At 60.9% G+C, this 22,575-nt stretch carries 19 protein-coding genes; 11 read left to right on the top strand and 8 right to left on the bottom strand.

The window, feature by feature from the left end; translation table 11 throughout:
* Positions 1 to 355 precede the first annotated feature (355 nt).
* The 8 genes from pcaF to LDN84_RS10960 form a co-directional block, all read right to left on the bottom strand.
* Positions 356 to 1,558 (bottom strand): 3-oxoadipyl-CoA thiolase, encoded by a 1,203-nt coding sequence (pcaF, locus tag LDN84_RS10925; RefSeq protein ID WP_223912434.1) that lies wholly within the window; start codon positions 1,556 to 1,558, stop codon positions 356 to 358.
* The gene (locus tag LDN84_RS10930; RefSeq protein WP_223912437.1) at positions 1,555 to 2,004 is read right to left on the bottom strand and encodes a MaoC family dehydratase; all 450 of its coding nucleotides are present in this window, start codon (positions 2,002 to 2,004) and stop codon (positions 1,555 to 1,557) included. Before LDN84_RS10930 ends, pcaF begins: the two co-directional genes overlap by 4 nt.
* Positions 2,001 to 3,509 carry a 3-hydroxyacyl-CoA dehydrogenase gene (locus LDN84_RS10935; protein WP_223912440.1) on the bottom strand — a complete coding sequence of 503 codons (1,509 nt, stop codon included), beginning with the start codon at positions 3,507 to 3,509 and terminating at the stop codon, positions 2,001 to 2,003. The genes LDN84_RS10930 and LDN84_RS10935 overlap by 4 nt, the downstream gene beginning before the upstream one ends.
* Positions 3,506 to 4,318 carry an enoyl-CoA hydratase-related protein gene (locus tag LDN84_RS10940; RefSeq protein WP_223912444.1) on the bottom strand — a complete coding sequence of 271 codons (813 nt, stop codon included), beginning with the start codon at positions 4,316 to 4,318 and terminating at the stop codon, positions 3,506 to 3,508. Before LDN84_RS10940 ends, LDN84_RS10935 begins: the two co-directional genes overlap by 4 nt.
* The gene (boxA, locus tag LDN84_RS10945) at positions 4,318 to 5,580 is read right to left on the bottom strand and encodes a benzoyl-CoA 2,3-epoxidase subunit BoxA (RefSeq protein WP_223912447.1); all 1,263 of its coding nucleotides are present in this window, start codon (positions 5,578 to 5,580) and stop codon (positions 4,318 to 4,320) included. The genes LDN84_RS10940 and boxA overlap by 1 nt, the downstream gene beginning before the upstream one ends.
* A gap of 341 nt (positions 5,581 to 5,921) precedes the next feature.
* Entirely contained in the window at positions 5,922 to 7,349 is a 1,428-nt protein-coding gene (gene boxB, locus LDN84_RS10950) for a benzoyl-CoA 2,3-epoxidase subunit BoxB (RefSeq protein ID WP_223912450.1), read from the bottom strand.
* Positions 7,350 to 7,410: 61 nt separating this feature from the next.
* Positions 7,411 to 9,069, bottom strand: coding sequence for a 2,3-epoxybenzoyl-CoA dihydrolase (gene boxC / locus LDN84_RS10955; RefSeq protein WP_223912453.1), 1,659 nt, complete (start codon positions 9,067 to 9,069; stop codon positions 7,411 to 7,413).
* Positions 9,070 to 9,185: 116 nt separating this feature from the next.
* Positions 9,186 to 10,160, bottom strand: a complete 975-nt coding sequence (locus LDN84_RS10960) for a helix-turn-helix transcriptional regulator (RefSeq protein ID WP_223912456.1) — start codon at positions 10,158 to 10,160, stop codon at positions 9,186 to 9,188.
* Positions 10,161 to 10,251: 91 nt separating this feature from the next.
* Here LDN84_RS10960 and LDN84_RS10965 point away from each other — a divergent pair, with 91 nt between their 5' ends.
* The 11 genes from LDN84_RS10965 (at position 10,252) to LDN84_RS11015 (ending at position 22,573) form a co-directional block, all read left to right on the top strand.
* Positions 10,252 to 10,716, top strand: a complete 465-nt coding sequence (locus tag LDN84_RS10965; protein WP_223912459.1) for a DUF4863 family protein — start codon at positions 10,252 to 10,254, stop codon at positions 10,714 to 10,716.
* Positions 10,717 to 10,726: 10 nt separating this feature from the next.
* Positions 10,727 to 12,277, top strand: a complete 1,551-nt coding sequence (locus tag LDN84_RS10970; protein ID WP_223912462.1) for a 3,4-dehydroadipyl-CoA semialdehyde dehydrogenase — start codon at positions 10,727 to 10,729, stop codon at positions 12,275 to 12,277.
* 158 nt (positions 12,278 to 12,435) lie between these two features.
* A complete protein-coding gene (locus tag LDN84_RS10975; RefSeq protein ID WP_223912465.1) occupies positions 12,436 to 14,025 on the top strand; it encodes a benzoate-CoA ligase family protein in 1,590 nt (529 codons plus the stop codon).
* Positions 14,022 to 14,837 (top strand): alpha/beta fold hydrolase, encoded by an 816-nt coding sequence (locus LDN84_RS10980; RefSeq protein WP_223912467.1) that lies wholly within the window; start codon positions 14,022 to 14,024, stop codon positions 14,835 to 14,837. The genes LDN84_RS10975 and LDN84_RS10980 overlap by 4 nt, the downstream gene beginning before the upstream one ends.
* Entirely contained in the window at positions 14,834 to 16,015 is a 1,182-nt protein-coding gene (locus LDN84_RS10985) for an ABC transporter substrate-binding protein (protein WP_223912469.1), read from the top strand. Before LDN84_RS10980 ends, LDN84_RS10985 begins: the two co-directional genes overlap by 4 nt.
* 165 nt (positions 16,016 to 16,180) lie before the next feature.
* Complete coding sequence (locus LDN84_RS10990; protein ID WP_223912471.1) at positions 16,181 to 17,062, top strand: branched-chain amino acid ABC transporter permease; 882 nt, start codon at positions 16,181 to 16,183, stop codon at positions 17,060 to 17,062.
* A 6-nt stretch (positions 17,063 to 17,068) separates the two neighbouring features.
* Positions 17,069 to 18,073 carry a branched-chain amino acid ABC transporter permease gene (locus tag LDN84_RS10995; RefSeq protein ID WP_223912473.1) on the top strand — a complete coding sequence of 335 codons (1,005 nt, stop codon included), beginning with the start codon at positions 17,069 to 17,071 and terminating at the stop codon, positions 18,071 to 18,073.
* Positions 18,066 to 18,818 carry an ABC transporter ATP-binding protein gene (locus LDN84_RS11000; protein ID WP_223912475.1) on the top strand — a complete coding sequence of 251 codons (753 nt, stop codon included), beginning with the start codon at positions 18,066 to 18,068 and terminating at the stop codon, positions 18,816 to 18,818. The genes LDN84_RS10995 and LDN84_RS11000 overlap by 8 nt, the downstream gene beginning before the upstream one ends.
* Before the next feature lies 1 nt (position 18,819).
* Positions 18,820 to 19,578: an ABC transporter ATP-binding protein gene (locus LDN84_RS11005; RefSeq protein WP_223912477.1), complete on the top strand. Its 759-nt coding sequence runs from the start codon at positions 18,820 to 18,822 to the stop codon at positions 19,576 to 19,578.
* 274 nt (positions 19,579 to 19,852) lie between these two features.
* On the top strand, positions 19,853 to 20,635 hold the full coding sequence (locus LDN84_RS11010; RefSeq protein WP_223912479.1) for a crotonase/enoyl-CoA hydratase family protein: 783 nt from the start codon (positions 19,853 to 19,855) through the stop codon (positions 20,633 to 20,635).
* A gap of 78 nt (positions 20,636 to 20,713) precedes the next feature.
* On the top strand, positions 20,714 to 22,573 hold the full coding sequence (locus LDN84_RS11015; protein ID WP_223912481.1) for a feruloyl-CoA synthase: 1,860 nt from the start codon (positions 20,714 to 20,716) through the stop codon (positions 22,571 to 22,573).
* The last annotated feature ends 2 nt before the right edge of the window (positions 22,574 to 22,575 follow it).

Raw genomic sequence — 22,575 nt, forward strand, 5'->3', positions numbered from 1 at the left:
AGTGTCGGGTAGATCGCCAACGGCTAAGGTTAGATCGGGCGAAGCCAAGATATAAACCACAGCCAAGCCCAAGCCAGCAAGTCTCGATCATTCAGTGACTCAGGGCTGAAGAGCACATTTGGGGCAGCTAATCCAGCGCTGTTTGACCATCTTGGCCGAATTCACCTGCAGCAGCACTGGGCAGGTTTGATTTTTATATAAAAAATTAGCCTCTAGCGCTTATGCATTAAGCGCAAGAAGCTATTGAGTTTGTAGCATTTGATGGCATGACCACTTCGCGTTGTCCAACCATGTGCGGGGTACGGTTGAATCCCCCGCGCTAATCGCCGGATTGGGCTTGCTTGACAACGCAACCTCACACCCTCTCAACCACCAGCGCAATCCCTTGCCCCACCCCAATACACATGGTGCACAGCGCATAACGCCCCCCGCTGCGGTGCAACTGGTTCACCGCTGTCGTCACCAGCCGTGCTCCACTGGCCCCCAGCGGGTGACCCAAGGCGATGGCACCGCCGTTGGGGTTGACACGGGCATCGTCGTCGGGCAGGCCAAGGTCGCGCAGCACGGCTAGGCCTTGGGCGGCGAAGGCTTCGTTGAGTTCGATCACGTCCATTTGCGCCAGGCTTAAGCCCGTGAGTTCCAGCACCTTGCGGGTGGCCGGGGCTGGGCCGAAACCCATGATGCGGGGGGCGACACCAGCGGCGGCCATGCCGACAATGCGGGCTTTGGGCGTTAGGCCATGGCGGGCGGCTGCGGCTTCGTTGGCCAGCAGCAGGGCGCAAGCGCCATCGTTCACGCCTGAAGCATTGCCTGCGGTGACTGTGCCGTCCGGGCGCACCACGCCTTTGAGTTTGGCCAGGGATTCCAGCGTGGTGGCGCGGGGGTGTTCGTCTTGCGTCACCTGTAGCGGGTCGCCTTTTTTCTGCGGGATGGACACCGGGGTGATTTCGGCATCGAAAAAGCCACTCTGCTGGGCACGCAGGGCGTTTTGCTGGGAGCGCAGGGCCATCAGGTCTTGCGCCTCGCGCTCGATCTTGAAATCGGTGGCCACGTTTTCGGCGGTCTCGGGCATGGAGTCCACGCCGTACTGGGCTTTCATGAGTTTGTTGACAAAGCGCCAGCCAATCGTGGTGTCGTAGACGGCGTTGCTGCGGCTGAAGGCGGCATCCATCTTGGGCATGACAAACGGGGCGCGGCTCATGCTCTCTACGCCACCGGCGATCATCAGTTGTGCCTCGCCACTCTTGATGGCCCGTGCCGCCGTGCCCACCGCGTCCAGGCTGGAGCCACACAGGCGGTTGATGGTGGAGCCGGGTACTTCTTGCGGCAGCCCGGCCAGCAGCGCGGCCATGCGGGCCACGTTGCGGTTGTCTTCACCGGCCTGGTTGGCGCAGCCCAGCAGCACGTCGGTCACCGCCGCCCAGTCCACGTTGGGGTTACGTGCCATCAAGGCCCGCAGCGGGATGGCAGCCAGGTCGTCGGTGCGCACACTTGAGAGTGCGCCACCGTAGCGGCCAAAGGGGGTGCGGATGGCATCACAGATATAAGCTTGGGTCATGGTGTTGGTGTTTTGGAAAGGTCAAACAGGCTGGTGGCTTCCAGGTCAAGCACCTCGGTGCCTGCGGCGTTGAAAAGCTGCCAGCGCCAGCGCAAGATGCCCAGGTGCGATTTGCCGCTGGAGCGGCGCGACTCCAGCACCGTGGCCGTCAGCGACAACTGGTCACCAGGGCGCACCGGGTGTGGCCACTTCACATAGGCCAGGCCGGGTGAGGCAAAGGATTCGGAACCATGCAGCGCCGCATCGGCCACCAGCCGCATCGCCAGGCCACAGGTGTGCCAGCCGCTGGCGATCAGGCCACCAAAGCGGCTGTGTTGCGCGGCATCAGGATCGGTGTGAAACCATTGGGGGTCGTAGGCAGTGGCGAACTGGATCACCTCGGCTTCGCTGACCGTCACCGGGCCAGCCTGGATGATTTGGCCGACATAAAAATCTGCAAACTTCATGTGGACTCCATGTCCATCCACGGACGTTGGCGCAGCCAGGGGCTGACGCGGTAGCGCTCGCCGCGGTAGTGGGTATCCAGCGCGTCCAGCACGCCCAGCACGGCGGGGGTAGACCACTGCGCCAGCCACTCAAACGGGCCAGCGGGGTAGTTCACGCCCAGCTTCATGGCCGCGTCTGCGCCGTCCTGGGTGCAAACCCCTTGCTGCACCGCGTCGGCGGCTTCGTTGATCAGCATGGCCAGGGTGCGTGCCACCACCAGCGCCGGGGTGTCGGCCACACGCAGCGGCTTGAAGCCCAGCGTGGCCAGCCAGCGCGGGGCGGCGCGCCTCCAGGCGGGGGAGGCGCGCAGCGAGGGGGCCCAGGCCAGGGTGGCATCTGCTGCCGGGTTCAGCGGCAGGTCAAACACCGCCACTTCCACGCCAAGCTGGCTGGCAGTGCGCCCATCGGTCAGGCGCAGTTGCGCGCCTTCCACGCACAGACCGACCCAGTCGCTGCTTGGCACACGCAAGAAGGCCTGCTTGGCTTGCAGCAGGGTGGCCACCAGACGATCCGCTACTGGCCCCTGACCGTGCACACGCAGCAACTGCGCGGTGGGCAGCTCCACGGGTTGCACGGCTTCCAGCTCCGGGGTGCTCACGCCTTCGGCGTAGTCGTAAAAACCGCGCCCCGATTTGCGGCCCAGCAAGCCACCATCGACCAGCTCGCGCTGCACCAGCGAGGGTACAAAACGTTTGTCATAAAAATTGGCCTCAAACACCGATTGTGTGACCGAGAAGTTGGTGTCATGGCCAATCAAATCCATCAGCTCACACGGCCCCATGCGGAAACCTGCAGCGCGCAGGCAGGCATCCAGCACGGCGGGTTTGGCCGCCTGCTCTTGCAGCAGCGCCAGTGTCTCGGCGTAATAGGGGCGGGCGATGCGGTTGACGATAAAGCCGGGTGTGGAGCGTGCATACACCGGCACCTTGCCCCAGTCTTTGGACAAGTCAAAAATGACTGTCGCCACCGCCGCGTCCGTCTGCAAGCCTGACACCACTTCCACCAGTTTCATCAGCGGCACGGGGTTGAAGAAATGCATGCCGACCAGCCGCTGCGGATGCTGCAAGCCGTTGGCGATGGCTGTCACCGAGATCGACGAGGTGTTGGTGGCCAGCACGCAATCGGCCGCCACGATGGCCTCCAACTGCTGAAACAGGCCACGCTTGGCATCGAGCTTTTCCACGATGGCTTCCACCACCAGGCCCACACCGGTGGCTTCTTCCAGCGTGGTGATGGCGATGATGCGTGACAGGGTTTGCTCAGCAGCTTCGGCGCTGAGCTTGCCCTTGGCCGCAAGGCCTTGCAGCGTCTGGGTCAACTTGTCTTTGGCCTGTGCGGCAGCGCCTTCGCGGGTGTCAAACAGCCGCACGCTGTGGCCCGCCTGGGCAGCCACCTGCGCAATGCCCGCGCCCATGATGCCCGCGCCTACCACCAGAACGCTTGCGTCTTTCAATGTCTGTGTCATGTTTGTGGAATCCAGTTGGCGGGGCGTTTGTCCAGAAAAGCGGCAAAACCTTCGCGGGCTTCGTCGGTACCGCGCACACGGCTGATGGTTTGGGCTGTTAACTCCAGCACCTCGGCGCTGATCGGGCCAACTTCCAGTTGGGCGTAAAGCTGCTTGATTTCGCCTTGCGCCTGCGGGCCACCGGCCAACAGCTCTTTCACTGTGGCATCCACCGCCGCGTCCAGTGCTTCACCTTCTACCACTTGCTGCACCAGGCCGATGGCCAGGGCTTCGGTCGCGTGGATGCGGGTGGTGGTCAAGGCCAGCCGCTTGGCCTGGCGTTTGCCGACTGCGTTGACAAGGTAAGGGCCAATCACGGCAGGCAGGATGCCGAATTTGGCTTCGCTCACTGCAAACGATGCGTTGTTGTTGGCGATGGCGATGTCGCAGGCGCAGGCCAAGCCCACGCCACCGCCCAGCGCCGCACCCTGGATGCGGGCCACGGTGGGTTTGGGACAGTTTTCAATACGCGCCAGCATGGCGGCAAAACGGCGTGCGTCCTGCAAATTCCAGTCGGTGGAGGCGGTGCTGGCACGCTTCATCCACTGCAAGTCCGCACCTGCGCTGAAGTGTTTGCCGTCACCGGCCAGTACCACCACGCGCACAGCCGCATCGTTTGCCAGCTCGGTGAACACCGCGTCCAGCTCGGCGATCATGGTTTCGTCAAAGGCGTTGAACACCGCCGGGCGTGCCATCGTGACCTGGGCCACGCCGGGGGCTCGCAAGTGAAGTGTGAGTGTGCTGTAGACAGGGGCGGACAAGTTCGTCATCAGTAGGTCTCCAAATGCAAACGGCCTTCGGCTTTGAGTGCCGCGCCAATCGTTTCCCAGGACAAGCCAGCTTGCTGTGCCAGGTCGCGCAGCGCCAGCACCACACCTTCTTCCATACTTTTGAGGCCGCAGACATAGAAGTAGGTGTTGGGGTCAGCCAGCAGGGCGGCCAGATCAGCGGCGCGTTCACGCATCAGATCCTGCACATAACGTTTGGGCTGATCCGGTGTGCGCGAGAAGGCAAAGTTGATGTCGATGAAATCCTTGGGCAGGTTTTGCAGCGGGCCAAAGTAGGGCAACTCTTCTTTGGTGCGTGCGCCAAAGAACAGCATCAGTTTGCCACCTTCAAACTTGCCAGACTGGCGCAAGCGCCGCCGCCATTCGGTCATGGCCCGCATGGGGGCGCTGCCGGTGCCGGTGCAGATCATCACGATGTTGGAGCGCGGGTGATTTGGCATCAGGAAGCTGGCACCAAAGGGGCCCATCACCTGCACCTTGTCGCCCACCTTCAGGTCACACATGTAGTTGGAGCCAACACCACGCACGGGGTTACCTTGATGATCTTCCAGCACCCGCTTGATGGTCAGCGACAGGTTGTTGTAGCCGGGGCGCTCGCCGTTGCGCGGGCTGGCAATTGAGTACTGGCGCGCAAAGTGGGCGCGGCCACTGGCATCCAAGCCGGGCGGGATGATGCCAATCGACTGGCCTTCGAGCACCGGGAACGGCAGGCTGCCGAAGTCCAGCACGATGTGGTGCGTGTCGTACTCATGGCCCACTGCCGTCACGCGCACATTGCCGGCCACGGTGGCGGTGATGGTCTTCTCGGCCGCTTTGGGGCCATAGAGGTTGGTGTAGGCGTGTGCGGCTGACCAGGGCGGCAAGGTGGAGCCGTACTGGGCGCTGTTGAAGCTGTCTTCTGTGCCCGAAGACGATGACGTGATGGGCGCTTCCACCGGCGTTGCATCAGCGGTCACACCCAGCTCGGCCAGTTGTTCTGCCGTCAATTCCGCGGGTAGTTCGTCCCAGGTTAATTGCTCGGTCACGCTGTAGGCCTTGGCCCGTGGCATGTTGCGCCAGTTGTCGATGGAGCCGGTAGGGCAGGGCGAGATGCAGTCCATACACAGGTTGCACTTGGCGGCATCGACCACGTAATTGCGCGTGTCGTGGGTGATGGCCGCCACCGGGCAAATCGCCTCACAGGTGTTGCAGCGGATGCAGATTTCGGGGTCGATCAGGTGCTGTTTGATGACGGCTTCTGTCATGGTGTTGTCTCTCTTTTCTTGGATAGCCTGCGTATTGTGTGTTGTTTGTGGCTTTTGGGGCTGTGTTGGGTGGGATCAGGCGGCTGGGGTGTACTGCTCCGTTCGTGTCCCCCGCCTGCGGCTCCTCCTTGACCTCACTGCGCAGTACACCCCAGCCACCTGATCTGCAGCGTGTTTTGGATCGCCAGCAAGCCATGCCGTTTAGCAGTGGGTCAGGGGGGTGTACCGTAGCGAAGTCAAGGAGGAGCCCTGAGGCATCCGCCTCAGGGCGGGGGACATGAGCGGAGGTACGCGCCCCTGGCCCGCTGCGGGTTCAGCACAAACAGCCACAAGAAACCAGGTCAGTTAAACCGCACATATTCAAAGTCAGTCGACTGGCGGTTGATGCCCAGCATCGGGGGGGCAATCCAGTTGGCAAACTTGCCGGTGTCCACCACGCGGCCCATCAGGCTGCCGACAAAGGCGCGGTCGGTTTCGCTGGGCAACCAGTTGTCCACGTTGGCCTTCCATTCAGACTCGCTGAGTACGCGGCCTTCGGGCGACACCTTGACCTGGGACAGCGCACCGATGTTGCGGTGGAAAGCCTTGTGCGGCGCCTTCAATTTGAAGGGAATACCGGCCTTTTCAATGACCTTGTTCCAGCGCTCGACCCCACCAATGGAGTCCTTGATGTAGTCGTCGCGCAGCACTTCGTTCAATGCGTTGAGCATCGGCACTTCTTTTTCCACCAATTGACCACCCACGGCGTTGAGCACTTTGTAAGTGCCACCTTTGAGCTGGTGGTCATCCATACGCTTGCCTTCTTCATAGCGGCCTTTCAGGCCGGTGTTGTAGAAGGTGGCGGCATTGCTGGACTCGTCCGCACCAAACAGGTCGATGGTCACGCTGAAGTGGAAGTTCAGGTAACGCTGGATGGTCGGCAAGTCAATCACCCCGGCGGCGCGCAGCTTGGTCACGTCGTCGGTCTTGAGCTCGTTCATGGCCTGGCAGGTGCGCTGGATCACACGGCTGATGCCGGACTCGCCCACAAACATGTGGTGCGCTTCTTCGGTCAGCATGAACTTGGTGGTGCGCGCCAGCGGGTCAAAGCTGCTCTCAGCCAAGGCGCAGAGCTGGAACTTGCCGTCACGGTCGGTGAAGTAGGTGAACATGAAGAAGCTCAGCCAGTCCGGCGTTTCTTCGTTGAAAGCTTGCAGGATGCGCGGGTTGTTTTCTTGACCCGAGCGGCGTTCCAGCAGTGCTTCACCTTCCTCGCGGCCATCACGGCCAAAGTACTTGTGCAGCAGGTAGACCATGGCCCACAGGTGGCGACCTTCTTCCACATTCACCTGGAACAGATTGCGCAGGTCGTACTGGCTGGGCGCGGTCAGGCCCAGGTGGCGCTGCTGCTCCACGCTGGCGGGCTCGGTGTCGCCTTGGGTGACGATGATGCGGCGCAGGTTGGCGCGGTACTCGCCGGGCACGTCTTGCCAGGCATCTTCACCCTTGTGGTCGCCAAAGTGGATCTTGCGGTCTTTCTCGGCCGGGTTCAGAAAGATGCCCCAGCGGTAGTCGGGCATCTTCACGTGGCCAAATTGCGCCCAGCCTTGCGGATCGACGCTGATGGCGGTGCGCAGGTAGACATCAAAATTCTGCGAATCGTCCGGCCCCATGTCGCCCCACCATTTCAGGTAGTTGGGCTGCCACTGTTCCAGCGCACGTTGCAAGGTGCGGTCTTCGCTCAGGTTGACGTTGTTGGGAATCTTGTCGCCGTAGGTGATTGAACTCATGCTGTTCTCCAGGAAATATTAACTATAAATTTAATAGCTGCTTGCGCAATGTACATAAGGGCTAGACGCGATTCCAATCAAAAACCGCCTTCTCACCCTTGCCATAGACCTTGAGTGCGCCCTTCTCACCCACGGCGTTGGGGCGCTGGAAGATCCAGTTCTGCCAGGCGGTCAGGCGGCCAAAGACGCGGGTGACCATGTTTTCCGGGCCGTTGAAGCGCAGGTTGGCTTCCAGTCCGGTCAGGGAATCGGGCGACATCGAGACACGTTCTTCAATCGCAATGCGCACTTCGTCAGCCCAGTCGATGTCGTCGGGGTTGGAAGTGACCAGGCCCAGCGCAAAAGCGGCATCGGCATCCAGCGCTTGGCCGATCTTGGCACGCACGGCATCCAGCTCGCCTTGCTCGTCGTAGAAGCGGCGGCCCAGGCGGCTTTGGGTGGTGGCCATGGGGTAGAGGGCAAAGTTGGCTTCCGTCACGGTGATGCGCGGTGTGGCGGTCTCATCATTGGGCAAGATCAATTGGTAGCTGCGGTCGCAGGCCAGGGCCAGTTCCAACAGGGTACCGGCAAAGCAGGAGCCCGCTTCAATCAGCGCAAACAAGCTGCGTGAGGACACATCCAGGCGGCTGAAAGTGCGGCGCAGCAGGCCGATGGTTTCGCGCACCAGCCAGTGGTTTTGGTGCGCCAGCAGCGTGGCATCGAGTGCCAGCACGGCGGCGGTGTCACCTGCGGTCTTGATCAGCCAGGTGCCAATCTCGGTCTCATTGGTGCGCATTTGCAAAATGGCATCTTCCAGCTCACGCGCCATGGCCAGCGGGTACCAGGCGGCTCCCGCGGCTTCAATCCCGGCAATGTCGCTGGGTTGTGCGCCGGTGGGGGCTTTCACCGTCCAGGTGGCGGTGCGCTTGGCGCGGTCAATCTCGACGGTGACATGGGTGTAACGCAGTGCTTCGGCTTCCAGTGTGCGTTCCAAGGGTGTCAGGGCCACGCCCTTGGCATCGGCTGGGCGGTCACTCTGGGCGGCAAGCGCCAGGGCGCGTTCCTGCACCTTCTGGGCAAACACTGCCGGTTTAGCCACGGCATCCACCAAGCGCCAGGCCACGGCTTTCTCTCCACGCACGCCTTCGGCGCTGGTGCAGAACAGGTCGGCCAGGTCATGGCGTACATGGCGCTTGTCGGTCACGCGGGTCAGGCCGCCGGTGCCGGGCAACACGCCGAGCAAGGGCACTTCAGGCAGGCTCACCGCGCTGGAGCGATCATCCACCAGAATGATTTCGTCGCAGGCCAGGGCCAGCTCGTAGCCGCCACCGGCGCAGGCACCGTTGACGGCCGCCAGGAATTTGAGGCCGCTGTATTCGGAAGAGTCTTCCAGGCCGTTGCGGGTTTCGTTGGTGAACTTGCAGAAATTCACCTTCCAGGCGTGGCTGCTGACACCCAGCATAAAGATATTGGCACCTGAGCAGAACACCCGGTCTTTGGCACTGGTGACCACCACGGTGCGCACTTCGGGGTGCTCAAAGCGGATGCGGCTGATGGCGTCATTGAGTTCAATGTCCACTCCCAGGTCGTAGCTGTTGAGCTTGAGTTTGTAGCCGGGGCGCAGGCCGGCGTTTTCATCAAAGTCGGCTTTCAGCGTGGCCACCGGGCCGTTGAACTCCAGTTTCCAGTGCTTGTACTGGGCGGGGGTGGTTTGGTATTCGACACGGTTGGCTTGGCTCACGTTCTGTTCTCCTCGGGTTGGAAGCATAAAAATGCAGTTATTGATTTCAATGCACGCATCATAATGCATGTTTTGAATCGAAGTAAAGCACTTTGTTGCATCTTTTTGAAAAAGATTCAGACCGGAAGTTGCAGAACTTTGCGCACCATGTCACGCAAGGCATTAAACGTGGGGCCCAAGGGCTGGGCGCTGGTATCGAGTTTGTATTGCGCCTTGGAATAGAAAGCGGCACGGCCATGCAGGATGCCTTTGAGGTCTTCCATGGCCTCTTTGCTGGCGGCCATGGGGCGCAGGTCACCCTGGGCGGTGACGCGTTTCATGTGGTCTTCGGGGTCGGCTTGTAACCAGACGGTGGTGCAGTGCGCCAGCAGCTCATTAAAGGTCGCCGCATCCGACACCAGACCGCCGGGCGTAGCGATCACCGCCTCGGGGTAGATCTGGATGGCTTCTTCCAGCGCGCGCCGCTCGTAGCGCCGGTAGGCATTCACGCCGTAGAGCGCCTGGATTTCGGAGACACTGCAACCGGCAAATTTTTCAATCTCGCGGCTCAGCTCGACAAAGGGAAAACCCAGGTCTTCCGCCAGCATTTGCCCCAGTGTGGATTTGCCCGCGCCGCGCAGGCCAATCAAGGCAATACGTGGGCTCAAGGCGGCATTGCCACCGCCCGTGCCCAGCATCTCACCAATGGCAATACGCACCCGTTGCAAGGTGGCATCGTCGCGCTGCTCCAGCAGTTCGCGGATCATCAACCACTCAGGGGACGAGGTGGTCACGTCACCAATCAACTCCCCTAAAGAGCATTGCAGCGCCCCTGCCACTTGCAGCAGCACCAGGATCGAGGCGTTGCCCACGCCGTATTCCAGATTCGCCAAGTGCCGCTCAGACACATCGGCTACCTGTGCCAGGGCTTTGCGCGTCATGCCGCGGCGCGCTCGCAAGGCACGTACACGCTCACCCAGGGCGGCCAAAAACGGATTTTTCTCATCTCCTTCTTCCCCCTCGGGGTGATGGATGAGGGCCTGCAAGGCATCTTGATCGGAAGGGTTTGCAGTAGGTGTTAACCCGGATTTATGCAATATAGTGCTTGACATAGGGGTGAATGCGATTTATGGTTCGTACTTGCACAATAATTCATATTATTGCATGGTGCAAGCAGAATAATGTAACCACGGAGACTGACACATGTCACCCACCCAATTTCGTGACCAGATCGCGCAGCTTAGCGCCCAACTGGCCGGTCGCCCCCTTGATGCCCATCTGGATGACTGGCTGAATGCCCAACACGGCGTGGGCAGCACCACCTATGAAGAGTTGAAAAAAAGCTGCCAAGCCGGGGCCAGCGAAGGCTGGCTGTGTGATCGCGAAGGCGGCGGCATTCGCTACGGCCGCATTTTCAAACCCGCCCCAGACATACACGGCTTCTCAGTCGATGTGGTGGACATGACTGACATTGCAGGGCCGCACCACACCCACCCCAACGGCGAGATTGACCTGATCATGCCGCTGGACGAAGGCGCGCAGTTTGATGGCCGCCCCGCCGGTTGGCTGGTGTGCCCACCCGGCAGCGCCCACCGCCCCACCGTCACCGGCGGCCGCGCCCTGGTGCTTTACCTGTTGCCTGAAGGCAGCATCACTTTTACCCGCTAATCCCACCACCATGACTGAACTGATTTCCAATTTTCTGGCGGGCCAATGGCAAACCGGCAGCGGTACTGGCACCACTTTGCTGGACCCCGTGCTCGGCACCGAGCTGGTGCGGGTGGATGCCACCGGCCTGGACTTGGCCGCAGGCTTTGCCTTTGCCCGCAACCAAGGCGGCGCGGCGCTGCGAGCGCTGAGCTACCGTGAGCGCGCCGCCATGCTGGCAGCCGCCGTCAAGGTGCTGCAAGCCAACCGCGATGCCTACTATGAAATTGCTACCGCCAACAGCGGTACGGTCAAGAACGACTCTGCGGTGGACATTGACGGTGCGATCTTCACGCTGGGCAGCTACGCCAAGCTGGGGGATGCTCTGGGTGACCGGCACTTCATGCTGGACGGTGAAGCGGCCCGACTGGGCAAAGACCCGCTGTTCCAGTCGCAACATGTACTGGTGCCGACCCGCGGCGTGGCGCTGTTCATCAACGCCTTCAACTTCCCGGCCTGGGGCTTGTGGGAAAAAGCTGCCCCGGCCTTGCTCTCCGGCGTGCCGGTGATTGTGAAACCCGCCACCACCACCGCTTGGCTGACCCAGCGTATGGTCAAGGACGTGGTCGATGCGGGCATCTTCCCACCCGGCGCACTGTCAGTGATCTGCGGCAGCTCGGCAGGCTTGATGGATGCCTTGCAGCCCTTGGATGTGGTGTCTTTCACCGGCTCGGCAGAGACTGCCGCTGTCATCCGCTCGCACCCGGCGGTGGCGCAGCGTTTTGTGCGCGTCAACATCGAGGCCGACAGCGTGAATTCGGCGCTGCTCTTGCCCGATGCCGCGCCGGGCACCGAAGCCTTTGACCTGCTGGTGAAAGAAGTGGCGCGTGAGATGACGGTCAAGTCCGGGCAAAAATGCACGGCTATTCGCCGCATCTTTGTGCCTGAGGCCAGCTTTGATGCCGCCGCCCAAGCAATTTCTGCCCGGCTTGCCAAAACCACGGTGGGCAATCCGCGCAACGAATCGGTGCGCATGGGCGCGTTGGTCAACCGCGCTCAACTGGCCAGCGTGCGCGAAGGTCTGGACTATCTGAAGCAACAAGCCGAAACCCTGCATGACGGTGCCACCCATGCCTTGGTGGATGCCGACCCGGCCATCGCCTGCTGCGTCGGCCCCACCTTGCTGGGCGCACGTGATGCCGATGGCGCAGACCGGGTACATGACACCGAAGTGTTTGGTCCGGTCGCCACGCTGCTGCCTTACCGCGATACCGCCCATGCACTGGCCTTGGTGCGTCGTGGCCAGGGCTCACTGGTGGCCTCCCTCTATGGCAGCGACCCGGCCAGCCTGGGCGCTGCGGCGCTGGAACTGGCCGACAGCCATGGCCGTGTGCATGTGATCTCGCCGGACGTGGGCCAGTTGCACACCGGCCACGGCAACGTGATGCCGCAGTCCTTACATGGCGGGCCGGGCCGTGCGGGGGGAGGGGAGGAACTGGGGGGCTTGCGAGCCCTGGGCTTCTACCACCGGTGCAGTGCGGTGCAGGCCAGTACGGCGGTGCTGTCCACCTTCAACACCTGAACCATGGTTGATGGGCCTGTTTGTATCAAAAATAATAGCAACTTGCGCTTATTTGGAAGGCGCTACAGGCCAATTTATTCAATAAAACAATCTGGAATCTCTTGGGGCTGAAACGCAGCACATCAAGTCAATTTTTAAAAAACGAGCGAGACAACAGCATGAACGTATCAAGCATCCCCAACGTCACACCTCCGGGCGAGGTGTTCAACTTTGCCCAGCACCTGCTGGTGTGTAACAGCCAGCGCGCCGCCAAAGCCGCGTTCATTGACGACCACGGCATGCTGAGCTATGGCCATCTGGACGAGCGGGTGCGCCGTGTGGCTGCAGGCCTGCGTGGCTTGGGCATCAAACGCGAAGAACGGGTACTGCTCTTGATGCATGATTGCAACGACTGGCCGGTGAGTTTTCTGGGGGCCATGTATGCCGGTATCGTGCCGGTGGCGGTGAACACGCTGCTGACCGCCGATGACTACGCCTACATGCTGGAGCATTCCCGTGCCCAGGCGGTGCTGGTGTCGGGCGCATTGTTGCCTGCACTCACCGCCGCCATGACCAAGTCGGACCACGAGGTGGGCAAGGTCATTGTCTCGCATCCGGTGGCACCCTTGCACCCGGCTGAGGTGGAGTTTGAAACCTTTGTGCAAGCCCAGTCGCTGCTGAACAAACCTGCAGCCACCAGCCCGGACGACCCCGGTTTCTGGCTTTATTCGTCGGGCTCCACTGGCCGCCCCAAAGGCACGGTGCATTCCCACGGCAACCCGTACTGGACAGCAGAGTTGTACGGCAAAGGGGTATTGGCCCTGACCGAGCGTGATGTGTGTTTTTCTGCCGCCAAGCTGTTTTTTGCCTATGGTCTGGGTAATGCGCTGAGTTTTCCGATGAGTGTTGGGGCCACCACCATTTTGATGGGTGAACGCGCCACGCCCGACGCCACCTTCAAACGCTGGCTGGGCCAGGTGGGCGGTGTGAAGCCCACGGTGTTCTACGGGGCACCCACCGGGTTTGCCGGCATGCTGGCTTCACCCAACTTGCCTGCACGCAGTGACGTGGCCTTGCGCCTGGTGTCGTCCGCCGGTGAGGCCTTGCCAGCCGAGTTGGGCGAGCGCTTCAAGCGCCACTTTGGCGTGGACATTGTGGACGGCATTGGCTCCACCGAGATGCTGCACATCTTTCTGTCCAACACGCCACAGCGGGTGCGCTACGGCACCACTGGCTGGCCAGTGCCTGGGTACGACATTGAGCTGCGCGGTGACGATGGCGCTGCCGTGCCCGACGGCGAGCCTGGCGACCTGTACATCCGTGGCCCGTCGGCGGCCATGATGTACTGGGGCAACCGCGCCAAAACGCGCGAAACTTTCCAGGGTGGCTGGACCAAAAGCGGCGACAAATACGTGCGCAACATGGATGGCAGCTACACCTACGGTGGGCGCAGCGACGACATGCTCAAGGTCAGCGGTATCTATGTGTCGCCGTTCGAGGTCGAGGCCACGCTGGTGCAACACGCTTCGGTGCTGGAAGCCGCCGTGATTGGTGTGCCCGATGCGCAGGGCCTGACCAAAACCAAGGCCTTTGTGGTACTCAAAACCGGCGCACAGGCGACCGAGGCCGAGTTGCAAAGCTTTGTGAAAGACAAGCTGGCCCCCTACAAATACCCGCGTCAGATCACCTTTGTGGACGACCTGCCGAAAACCGCCACCGGCAAGATCCAGCGCTTCAAACTGCGTGAACTGGAAGCCACCCACCCATGAGTCAAGCTGTGGCTTTTGTTGAGGTTGATTGGGCCGGGCGCATGGTGCGTATCGAACACCAATGGATCGCCCCCGAGCGTAAGTCGACACCACTGATTGTGTTTTTGCACGAGGGCCTGGGTTCACTGGCGATGTGGAGGGATTTTCCGCAGCGCCTGTGTGACGCGGTGGGTTGCCGTGGCTTGGTCTACTCGCGCCCCGGTTATGGCCGCTCCACACCACGTGCAGCAGATGAGGCCTGGGGCCTGGACTTCATGCACCAGCAGGCCCATGAGGTGCTGCCCGCTTTTTTGCGCGCGGTCGGCATTGACCCGGTGGCGCAGCCGCCCTGGCTGCTGGGTCACAGCGATGGTGCTTCCATCACGCTGCTGTATGCCGCGCAGTTCCCGCAGGCGCTGGCCGGGGCCATCGTGCTGGCCCCGCACATTCTGGTGGAGAACTTGTCGGTCACCAGCATTGAAAAAGCCCGCACCGCTTATCTTGAAACCGACCTGCGCCAACGCCTGGCCAAGTACCACGACGATCCCGATTCGGCCTTTTGGGGCTGGAACAACATCTGGCTGCACCCGCCGTTTCGTGCCTGGTCGATTGAGGCCGAGATCGAGGCCATCCGCTGCCCGCTGCTGGCGGTGCAAGGGCTGGACGACGAATACGGAACGCTGGAACAAATTCACGGCATCGCCCGACGCGTGCCACACACCGAGTTGCTCGAATTGAGCGATTGTGGTCACTCCCCGCACCGTGATCAGGCTGACCGTCTGATTGCTACTGCCAGCGCTTTTATCACACAACAAACAGGAGACAAACCATGAACCCATCCCGCCGCACCCTGATCAGCCGCGCCATTGCCACGCTAGCCCTGTCTGCCTTGAGCGCCCTCCCGGCCCTGGCCCAGGGCCTGCCCAAACTCAAGGTGGGGCTGATGCTGCCCTACACCGGCACTTACGCCGCCTTGGGTAACGCCATTGAAAACGGCTTTCGCCTGCACATCACCGAGCAAGGCGGCAAGCTGGCCGGGCGCGAGATCGAGTTTGTCAAAGTGGATGACGAGTCCGACCCGTCCAAAGCCACCGACAACGTCAACAAGCTGATCAAGCGTGACAACGTGGACGTGCTGATTGGCTCAGTCCACTCCGGCGTGGCCATGGCCATGGCCAAGGTCGCCAAAGACACCGGCACGGTGCTGATCGTGCCTAACGCCGGTGCCGATGCGGTGACTGGCCCGATGTGCGCCAGCAACATCTTCCGCAGCTCGTTCTCCAACTGGCAACCTGGCTACGCCATGGGTGAAGTGGTGGCCAAGAAGGGGCATAAAAAAGTGGTGACCATCACCTGGAAATACGCCGCCGGGGATGAGTCGATCCGTGGCTTCAAGGAGTCGTTTGAGAAAGCCGGAGGCAAGGTGGTGAAAGAGTTGACCCTGCCCTTCCCCAACGTGGAATTCCAGGCGCTGCTGACCGAGATTGCCGCCGCCAAGCCCGATGCGGTCTACACCTTCTTTGCCGGTGGCGGCGCGGTCAAGTTTGTCAAGGACTACGCCGCAGCCGGTTTGAAGAAAACCGTGCCCCTGTATGGCGCAGGCTTCCTGACCGACGGCACGCTGGATGCCCAGGGTGCGGATGCGGCAGACCTGCTGACCACGCTGCACTATGCCGACAGCCTGAACACGCCGCGCGACAACGCCTTCCGCCTGCTGTACGCCAAGACCTACAAACTGCAACCCGACGTGTACGCGGTGCAAGGTTATGACGCGGCGCAAATGCTGGCCGTGGGCCTGAACGCCGTGAAGGGCGACATGGGCAAAAAGGCCGAGTTCACCGCCGCGATTGAGAAAGCCAAGATCGACAGCCCGCGTGGCCCGTTCACCTTGTCCAAATCCCACAACCCGGTGCAGGACATCTACCTGCGCCAGGTGGGTGGCAAAGAGAACAAGCTGGTGAACATCGCCAGCAAGGCGCTGGCTGATCCGGGGCGCGGCTGCAAGCTGTAAACCAGCTTTGACTCCGTAGGAGCGCTGGATGAGCGCGCTATTCGCGGCTGCCGCCGCTCCTACAGATACCATCAAAAGCTATTAAAGTCATAGCTGCTTGCGCATGTACATCAAGCGCTAGAGGCTTGTTTTCCTCATAAATGGCATCTCTTTGACGGATTTTTCATGGACTTTTCCACCTTTCTGATCCAGTGCCTGAACGCATTGCAGTATGGGCTGCTGCTGTTTCTGGTGGCCTCTGGCCTGACGCTGATCTTCGGCATCATGGGTGTCATCAACCTGGCGCATGGCAGCTTCTACATGATCGGGGCCTACATGGCTTATGCGCTGGCACCCATCGTCGGCGGCACTTTCGGTGGCGGCTTTTTTGCCACGCTGCTGGTCGGCTTGGTGCTGGCGGTGCTGCTGGGCTATGTGCTGGAGTGGGCGTTCTTTAGTTTTCTGTACGAGCGTGACCACTTGCAACAGGTGTTGATGACCTACGGCCTGATCCTGGTGTTTGAGGAGCTGCGCAGCCTGCTGGTGGGTGACGATGTGCACGGCGTGCAACCACCCGAGTTTTTGTCGGGCACGCTGCCGTTGGGTGAGTTGATGACCTACCCGGTCTACCGGCTGTTTATCTCCGGCGTGTGCCTGGCGCTGGCGCTGGCCATGTACTGGGTGTTCACCCGCACCCGGCTGGGCATGATGATCCGCGCCGGCAGCAGCAACCGCGAGATGGTGCAGTCGCTCGGCATTGACATCAAGTTCCTCTACCGCGTGGTGTTTGCCGCTGGTGTCGCCATTGCGGTGCTGGCCGGCATGATCGCCGCGCCAGTGTCCTCGGTCTACCCCGGCATGGGCAACACGGTGCTGATCATCTGCTTTGTGGTGGTGGTGATTGGCGGCATTGGTTCGATTCGCGGTGCACTCTTGGCCGCGCTGCTGATTGGTGTGGTCGATACCTTTGGCAAGGTGCTGCTGCCCCAAGCCTCTGGTGTGCTGGTCTATGTGCTGATGGCGCTGATCCTTCTATGGAAGCCCGATGGTCTGTTCAAGGCCGGCTGAACCTCTATGAAAACTTCCAAATTTCTATTCGTTGCCGCTGCGTTTGCGCTGCTGGCCCTGTGGCCGCTGATGGCGGGCCAATACGGTGTGGATCTGGTCACCAAGATCATGGTGTTTGCCATCTTTGCGCTGAGCCTTGAGCTGCTGGTGGGCAGCACCGGCCTGGTGTGTTTTGGCCAGGCCGCGTTTTTTGGCATCGGGGCCTATGCCACCGTGCTGCTGACCCCGCAAGACGGAGCACCCTCGCTGCTGTGGCTGTTGCCCACCTGTGTGTTGCTGGCGGCGTTCTACGCGCTGCTGGTGGGGGCCCTGTCATTGCGCACCAAGGGCGTGTACTTCATCATGGTTACGCTGGCCTTTGCGCAGATGGCCTATTACGTGGTGCATGACACCCCGCTGGGTGGCGGCACCGATGGCATCTACCTGATGAGCAAACCGGTGCTGGGCACGCTGCTGGACCTGGACAAGCCACAGGCCTTCTACGGCTTCACGCTGGCCTGCTTGGTGGGCGTGTTTGGCTTTTTGACACTGCTGCTGCGTTCGCGCTTTGGCCGAGCCCTGGCCGGCATTCGCGTCAATGAGCAGCGCATGCGCGCCACCGGTTTTTCAACCTACCCGTACAAGCTGGCGGCGTTTGTGATTTCTGGCGGCATCGCTGGGCTGGCAGGTTTCTTGTTTGCGGTGAAGGATGGTTTTGTCAACCCCGAGCTGATCAGTTGGCATCTCTCGGGTGAGGTGCTGATCATGATCATTCTGGGTGGGCTGGGGCATTTGCGCGGCGCGCTGATCGGGGCCTTTGCCTTTGCGCTGTTGCAGGAGTTTTTCAAATCCGAGGCGATTTTTGGCGAGTTTGCCAAACACTGGCATCTGGGCCTGGGCCTCGCCATCATTGCCAGCGTAGCACTGCTGCCACGTGGCTTGGTGGGTGTGCCCGATCAGGTGATCACGCGCCTGCGCGGCCGCTCTGGCCGGGTACGTGAAGATGCGCTGACGGAGGTGTCACATGGCTGAGTCTGAAATACTGCTGCGTGGGCACGAGATCACCCGCCGTTGGGGCGGCTTGCTGGCGCTGAACAAGGTGTCGCTGGAATTACAACGTGGCACGGTGCATGCCGTGATCGGCACCAATGGCGCAGGCAAGTCCACGCTGATCAATATTTTGTCCGGCGAAATCCCGCCGTCCAGTGGCCAAGTGGCGCTGTTGGGCCAGGACGTGACCCGCTGGTCACAACCTCGGCGCGCTCGCGCAGGCCTGGGGCGCAGCTACCAGCGCAACACCATTTATCCCAGCTTCACCGTGCTGGAGAATTGCCGCCTGGCGGCTCAAGCCAACGTGCAAAAGCCCTGGACCTGGTGGAGTGATGCACAGTGTTGCCGCGCCAGCATGGACAGTGCCCGCGCATCGGTCAGCCGTGCCGGGCTGGACAACTTGCTGGAAAGAGAGGCCGGGCTGCTGTCACACGGCCAAAAGCGCCAGCTTGAAATTGCCATGTGCCTCGCCACAAAACCACAGGTGCTGCTGCTGGACGAACCGCTGGCCGGCATGGGGGCCGAAGAAACCGAGCGTATGCTCACCCTGTTGGCCGAGTTAAAAGCCAGCCACGCCATCCTGCTGGTGGAGCACGACATGGATGCCGTGTTCCGTATTGCGGACTGCATCACGGTGATGGTCAACGGTGCGGTGATCGCCTGTGGCACACCCGACTTTGTGCGCAACAGCCCCGAAGTGCGCATCGCTTATTTGGGGGAACATTGAGATGACACACACCAACCCTCACGTTCCCGTTCGCTCTCTGTCCCCCGAGGCGGCCGATTTGATTGTGGATGCCCACAGCATCCACGCCTGGTACGGTTCCAGTCATGTGTTACACGGCGCGTCCCTGCAGATTGCCCGCGGCCAGACCGTTGGCCTGCTTGGGCGCAACGGCATGGGTAAAAGCACGCTGATTCGCACGCTGTTGGGCCATGTGGCACAGCGCGATGGTCACATCACGCTGTTTGGCAAAGATGCCTCGCGCTTCAAGCCGCACCAGGTGGCCCGCCTGGGTGTGGCTTACGTGCCCGAGGGGCGCGGCGTGTTCCCCAACCTGACCGTGCGCGAGAACCTGGTGATGGCCGCGCACCGGGGGGTTGATGGTCGAAATGACTGGTCGTTTGAGCGGGTGATGGCGACCTTTCCGCGCCTTCAGGAACGCCTGACGAATCTGGGCGCGCAACTCTCCGGCGGCGAGCAGCAAATGCTGTCCATCGGCCGCGCGCTGATGACCCACCCCGAGCTGATCGTGCTGGACGAAGCCACCGAAGGCCTGGCCCCACTGATCGTCGCCGACATCTGGCGCGTGATTGGCGAGATTCGCCAAAGCGGCATCGCTACGCTGATTGTCGACCGCGACTACCGCCGTGTGCTGGCCCATGCTGATCACGCCGTGGTGCTGCAAAAGGGGCAAGTGGTGTTGCAGGGCAGGGCGGATGACGTGGCCAACAGCCCGGCCTTGGCAAGCTACCTGGGGGTCTGAAAACCCGCTTATCTTGCAAGACCTGTCATCGCGCGAGTTGGTTTTAGGCATGGAGGTCACGCCTTCGTTTTGCCACTGAAAACCTTGAAAGCCCTGACGCCACCCAACGGTGTCGTCAGGGCTTTTTTTTGCTTTTGCCAAATCTCCCTGGGTCTTTTCTATTTTTGCAAAAAGACAACGCGGCACTAGGGTAAACACCGACGAAATGAGTGAATTTTAGGATTGAAACAGTTATTGTTTATAACCATAATTGAACCCAATAACGAAAGACACCATGAGCAAAAAACACATTCACTTTGAACTCTACGGCGAACAACATGAAGTTGGCATCATTCGCCTTACCCGCGCTGCCAAGCGCAACGCACTCAACGACGGCCTGATTCTGGCTTTGCGTGATTTGTTCGAAAAAATGCCTGCCAGTGTGCGTGCCGCGGTCATTGACGGTGAAGGTGAACACTTCTGTGCCGGTCTTGATTTAAGTGAGTTGCAAGAGCGTGATGCCAGTCAGGGGGTGTTTCATTCCCGCATGTGGCATGCCGCACTCGAACACGTTCAATACGGCCCGGTACCGGTGATTGCGGCATTACACGGCGCCGTGGTGGGTGGTGGCCTGGAGCTGGCCAGTGCCTGCCATATCCGTGTGGCCGATGACACCACCTTCTATGCCTTGCCTGAAGGTTCACGCGGTATTTTTGTGGGTGGCGGTGGTGCGGTACGTATTCCGCGCCTGATCGGCACCGCTCGTATGACCGACATGATGCTGACCGGGCGGGTTTACAACGCACAAGATGGCGAACGTATTGGTCTGGCGCAATACCTGGTGCCTGCGGGCACGGCCTTTGACAAGGCATGTGAACTGGCGCTGCGGATTGCCGGCAATGCCCCCATGACCAACTACGCCTTGACCCATGTGCTGCCGCGTATTGCGGATCAGCCTGCTGATCAGGGCTTCATGACCGAAGCCATGATGGCCGCCATTGCCCAGAGTGCCCCGGCGGCCAAGGAGCGTGTGCGCGCCTTCCTCGAAGGCCGGGCTGACAAGGTCAAAAAAACCTGATCCGCTGAGGTCTGCGCCCCCATGGGGGTTGATCGTTCCGCGCTACGCACAAAAAAACACATCCGATGGAGACAAACCATGACAGAGCATAAATATAGACCGATGACCTTTGGTGTCACCCGTGTGGCCATACAGGATGGGCAACCAGGTGTGCATTACTTGCGCGCCGAGCAGCCATTAAATGACTACCCGGCACGTATGACCGACCGCTTGCAACATTGGGCAGAAACCGCGCCGGATCGCATCTTCATGGCACGGCGCGAGAAACTCGCTGACGGCAGCACGGGCGATTGGGTCAAGGTAAGTTATGCCCAGGCCTGGGCCAGCGCCCGCAATATTGCGCAGGCACTGATCCAGCGTGGTCTGAGTTCCAAAAACCCGGTGGTGATTCTCTCGGGGAACGACCTGGAACACGCCTTGCTGGCTCTGGGCTGTCTGGTTGCCGGAGTGCCTTATGTGCCAACCTCGCCAGCCTATTCACTGATCAGTCAGGACTATGACAAGCTGCGCCATGTGTTGCGTACAGTCTCCCCCAGTCTGGTGTTTGCGGCCGATGCGGCGTTGTTTGGCAAGGCCATCAGCGCTACGCTGAGCTCCGACATCGAGGTGGTCCTGACGAATGGCCAGATAGAGGGGCGCAGCTGCACCACCTTTGCCGAGTTGTTGGCCACGCCAGCCACGACACAGGTTGATGCGGCCATGGCCGCCACCGGGCCGGACACCATTACCAAATTCTTGTTCACCAGTGGCTCTACCAAGCTGCCCAAGGCGGTGATCAATACCCAGCGCATGTGGTGCGCCAACCAGCAGCAAATGGCGCAAAGTATGCCGGTGCTGGCCGAAGAGCCCCTGGTGCTGGTGGACTGGCTGCCCTGGAACCACACCTTTGGCGGCAACCACAACTTTGGCATGGCGATTTACCATGGCGGCACGCTCTACATTGACGACGGCAAGCCCACCCCGGCGCTGATGGGTGAAACCTTGCGCAACCTGCGCGAGATTGCGCCCACGGTGTACTTCAACGTGCCCACCGGCTTTGAGGCGATTGCCAACGCCATGAAGACCGATGACCAGCTGCGCAAGAACCTGCTGTCACGGGTCAAGATGTTCTTCTACGCCGGTGCAGCTTTGGCCCAGCCGATCTGGGACAGCCTGTTTGAATCCGAAGAAAGAGAAATTGGCGAGCGCATCGTCATGGCTACCGGCCTGGGCATGACCGAGTCTGGCCCGTTTGCGATTTTTGTCACCAACCCGAATGTGAAAGCCGGTGACCTGGGTGTACCCACACCCGGCATGGAGCTCAAACTTGTCGACATGGACGGCAAGACCGAGGTGCGTTACCGCGGCCCCAACATCACCCCCGGCTACTGGCGTGCCCCATCCGAGACGGCGGAACACTTTGATGAAGAAGGCTTTTTCTGCTCGGGCGACGCGGTCAAATGGATTGACGAAACCGATGTCCACCAGGGCCTGAAATTTGATGGCCGTATTGCCGAAGACTTCAAACTCGCCACCGGCACTTTTGTCAGTGTGGGCCCCTTGCGTGCCAAGATCATTGCCGCTGGTGCACCCTACATTCAGGATGTGGTGCTCACCGGCCTCAATTTGAAGGAAGTGGGTGCCATGGTGTTCCCGACACCAGCGGTACGGGTCTTGAGCGGCCTGCCTGATCACACCCCCATGGCGGATGTGTTGTGCAGTGCACCGGTGCTGGCGCAATTCCAGTGTGTGCTGGATGAATTGGCTAAAACGGCTACCGGCAGTGCTGGTCGTATTGCCCGCATGTGCTTGTTGGCCGAGCCGCCCACCATTGACCGCAGTGAGGTCACCGACAAGGGCTCGATCAACCAGCGTGCAGTGCTGGCCCACCGTGCCGAAACCGTAGCGGCGTTACATGACGACACGCTGCACACGATTCTGAAACCACTGGCTGTCTGAGG

This window comes from Rhodoferax lithotrophicus (assembly GCF_019973615.1).
Classification (GTDB): domain Bacteria; phylum Pseudomonadota; class Gammaproteobacteria; order Burkholderiales; family Burkholderiaceae_C; genus Rhodoferax; species Rhodoferax lithotrophicus.

What these genes read in the sequence shown, in the direction of transcription:
- pcaF (WP_223912434.1), bottom strand. Translation starts at nt 1,558, where the DNA reads ATGACCCAAGCTTATATCTGTGATGCCATCCGCACCCCCTTTGGCCGC.
- LDN84_RS10930 (WP_223912437.1), bottom strand. Translation starts at nt 2,004, where the DNA reads ATGAAGTTTGCAGATTTTTATGTCGGCCAAATCATCCAGGCTGGCCCG.
- LDN84_RS10935 (WP_223912440.1), bottom strand. Translation starts at nt 3,509, where the DNA reads ATGACACAGACATTGAAAGACGCAAGCGTTCTGGTGGTAGGCGCGGGC.
- LDN84_RS10940 (WP_223912444.1), bottom strand. Translation starts at nt 4,318, where the DNA reads ATGACGAACTTGTCCGCCCCTGTCTACAGCACACTCACACTTCACTTG.
- boxA (WP_223912447.1), bottom strand. Translation starts at nt 5,580, where the DNA reads ATGACAGAAGCCGTCATCAAACAGCACCTGATCGACCCCGAAATCTGC.
- boxB (WP_223912450.1), bottom strand. Translation starts at nt 7,349, where the DNA reads ATGAGTTCAATCACCTACGGCGACAAGATTCCCAACAACGTCAACCTG.
- LDN84_RS10960 (WP_223912456.1), bottom strand. Translation starts at nt 10,160, where the DNA reads ATGTCAAGCACTATATTGCATAAATCCGGGTTAACACCTACTGCAAAC.
- LDN84_RS10965 (WP_223912459.1), top strand. Translation starts at nt 10,252, where the DNA reads ATGTCACCCACCCAATTTCGTGACCAGATCGCGCAGCTTAGCGCCCAA.
- LDN84_RS10970 (WP_223912462.1), top strand. Translation starts at nt 10,727, where the DNA reads ATGACTGAACTGATTTCCAATTTTCTGGCGGGCCAATGGCAAACCGGC.
- LDN84_RS10975 (WP_223912465.1), top strand. Translation starts at nt 12,436, where the DNA reads ATGAACGTATCAAGCATCCCCAACGTCACACCTCCGGGCGAGGTGTTC.
- LDN84_RS10980 (WP_223912467.1), top strand. Translation starts at nt 14,022, where the DNA reads ATGAGTCAAGCTGTGGCTTTTGTTGAGGTTGATTGGGCCGGGCGCATG.
- LDN84_RS10985 (WP_223912469.1), top strand. Translation starts at nt 14,834, where the DNA reads ATGAACCCATCCCGCCGCACCCTGATCAGCCGCGCCATTGCCACGCTA.
- LDN84_RS10990 (WP_223912471.1), top strand. Translation starts at nt 16,181, where the DNA reads ATGGACTTTTCCACCTTTCTGATCCAGTGCCTGAACGCATTGCAGTAT.
- LDN84_RS10995 (WP_223912473.1), top strand. Translation starts at nt 17,069, where the DNA reads ATGAAAACTTCCAAATTTCTATTCGTTGCCGCTGCGTTTGCGCTGCTG.
- LDN84_RS11000 (WP_223912475.1), top strand. Translation starts at nt 18,066, where the DNA reads ATGGCTGAGTCTGAAATACTGCTGCGTGGGCACGAGATCACCCGCCGT.
- LDN84_RS11005 (WP_223912477.1), top strand. Translation starts at nt 18,820, where the DNA reads ATGACACACACCAACCCTCACGTTCCCGTTCGCTCTCTGTCCCCCGAG.
- LDN84_RS11010 (WP_223912479.1), top strand. Translation starts at nt 19,853, where the DNA reads ATGAGCAAAAAACACATTCACTTTGAACTCTACGGCGAACAACATGAA.
- LDN84_RS11015 (WP_223912481.1), top strand. Translation starts at nt 20,714, where the DNA reads ATGACAGAGCATAAATATAGACCGATGACCTTTGGTGTCACCCGTGTG.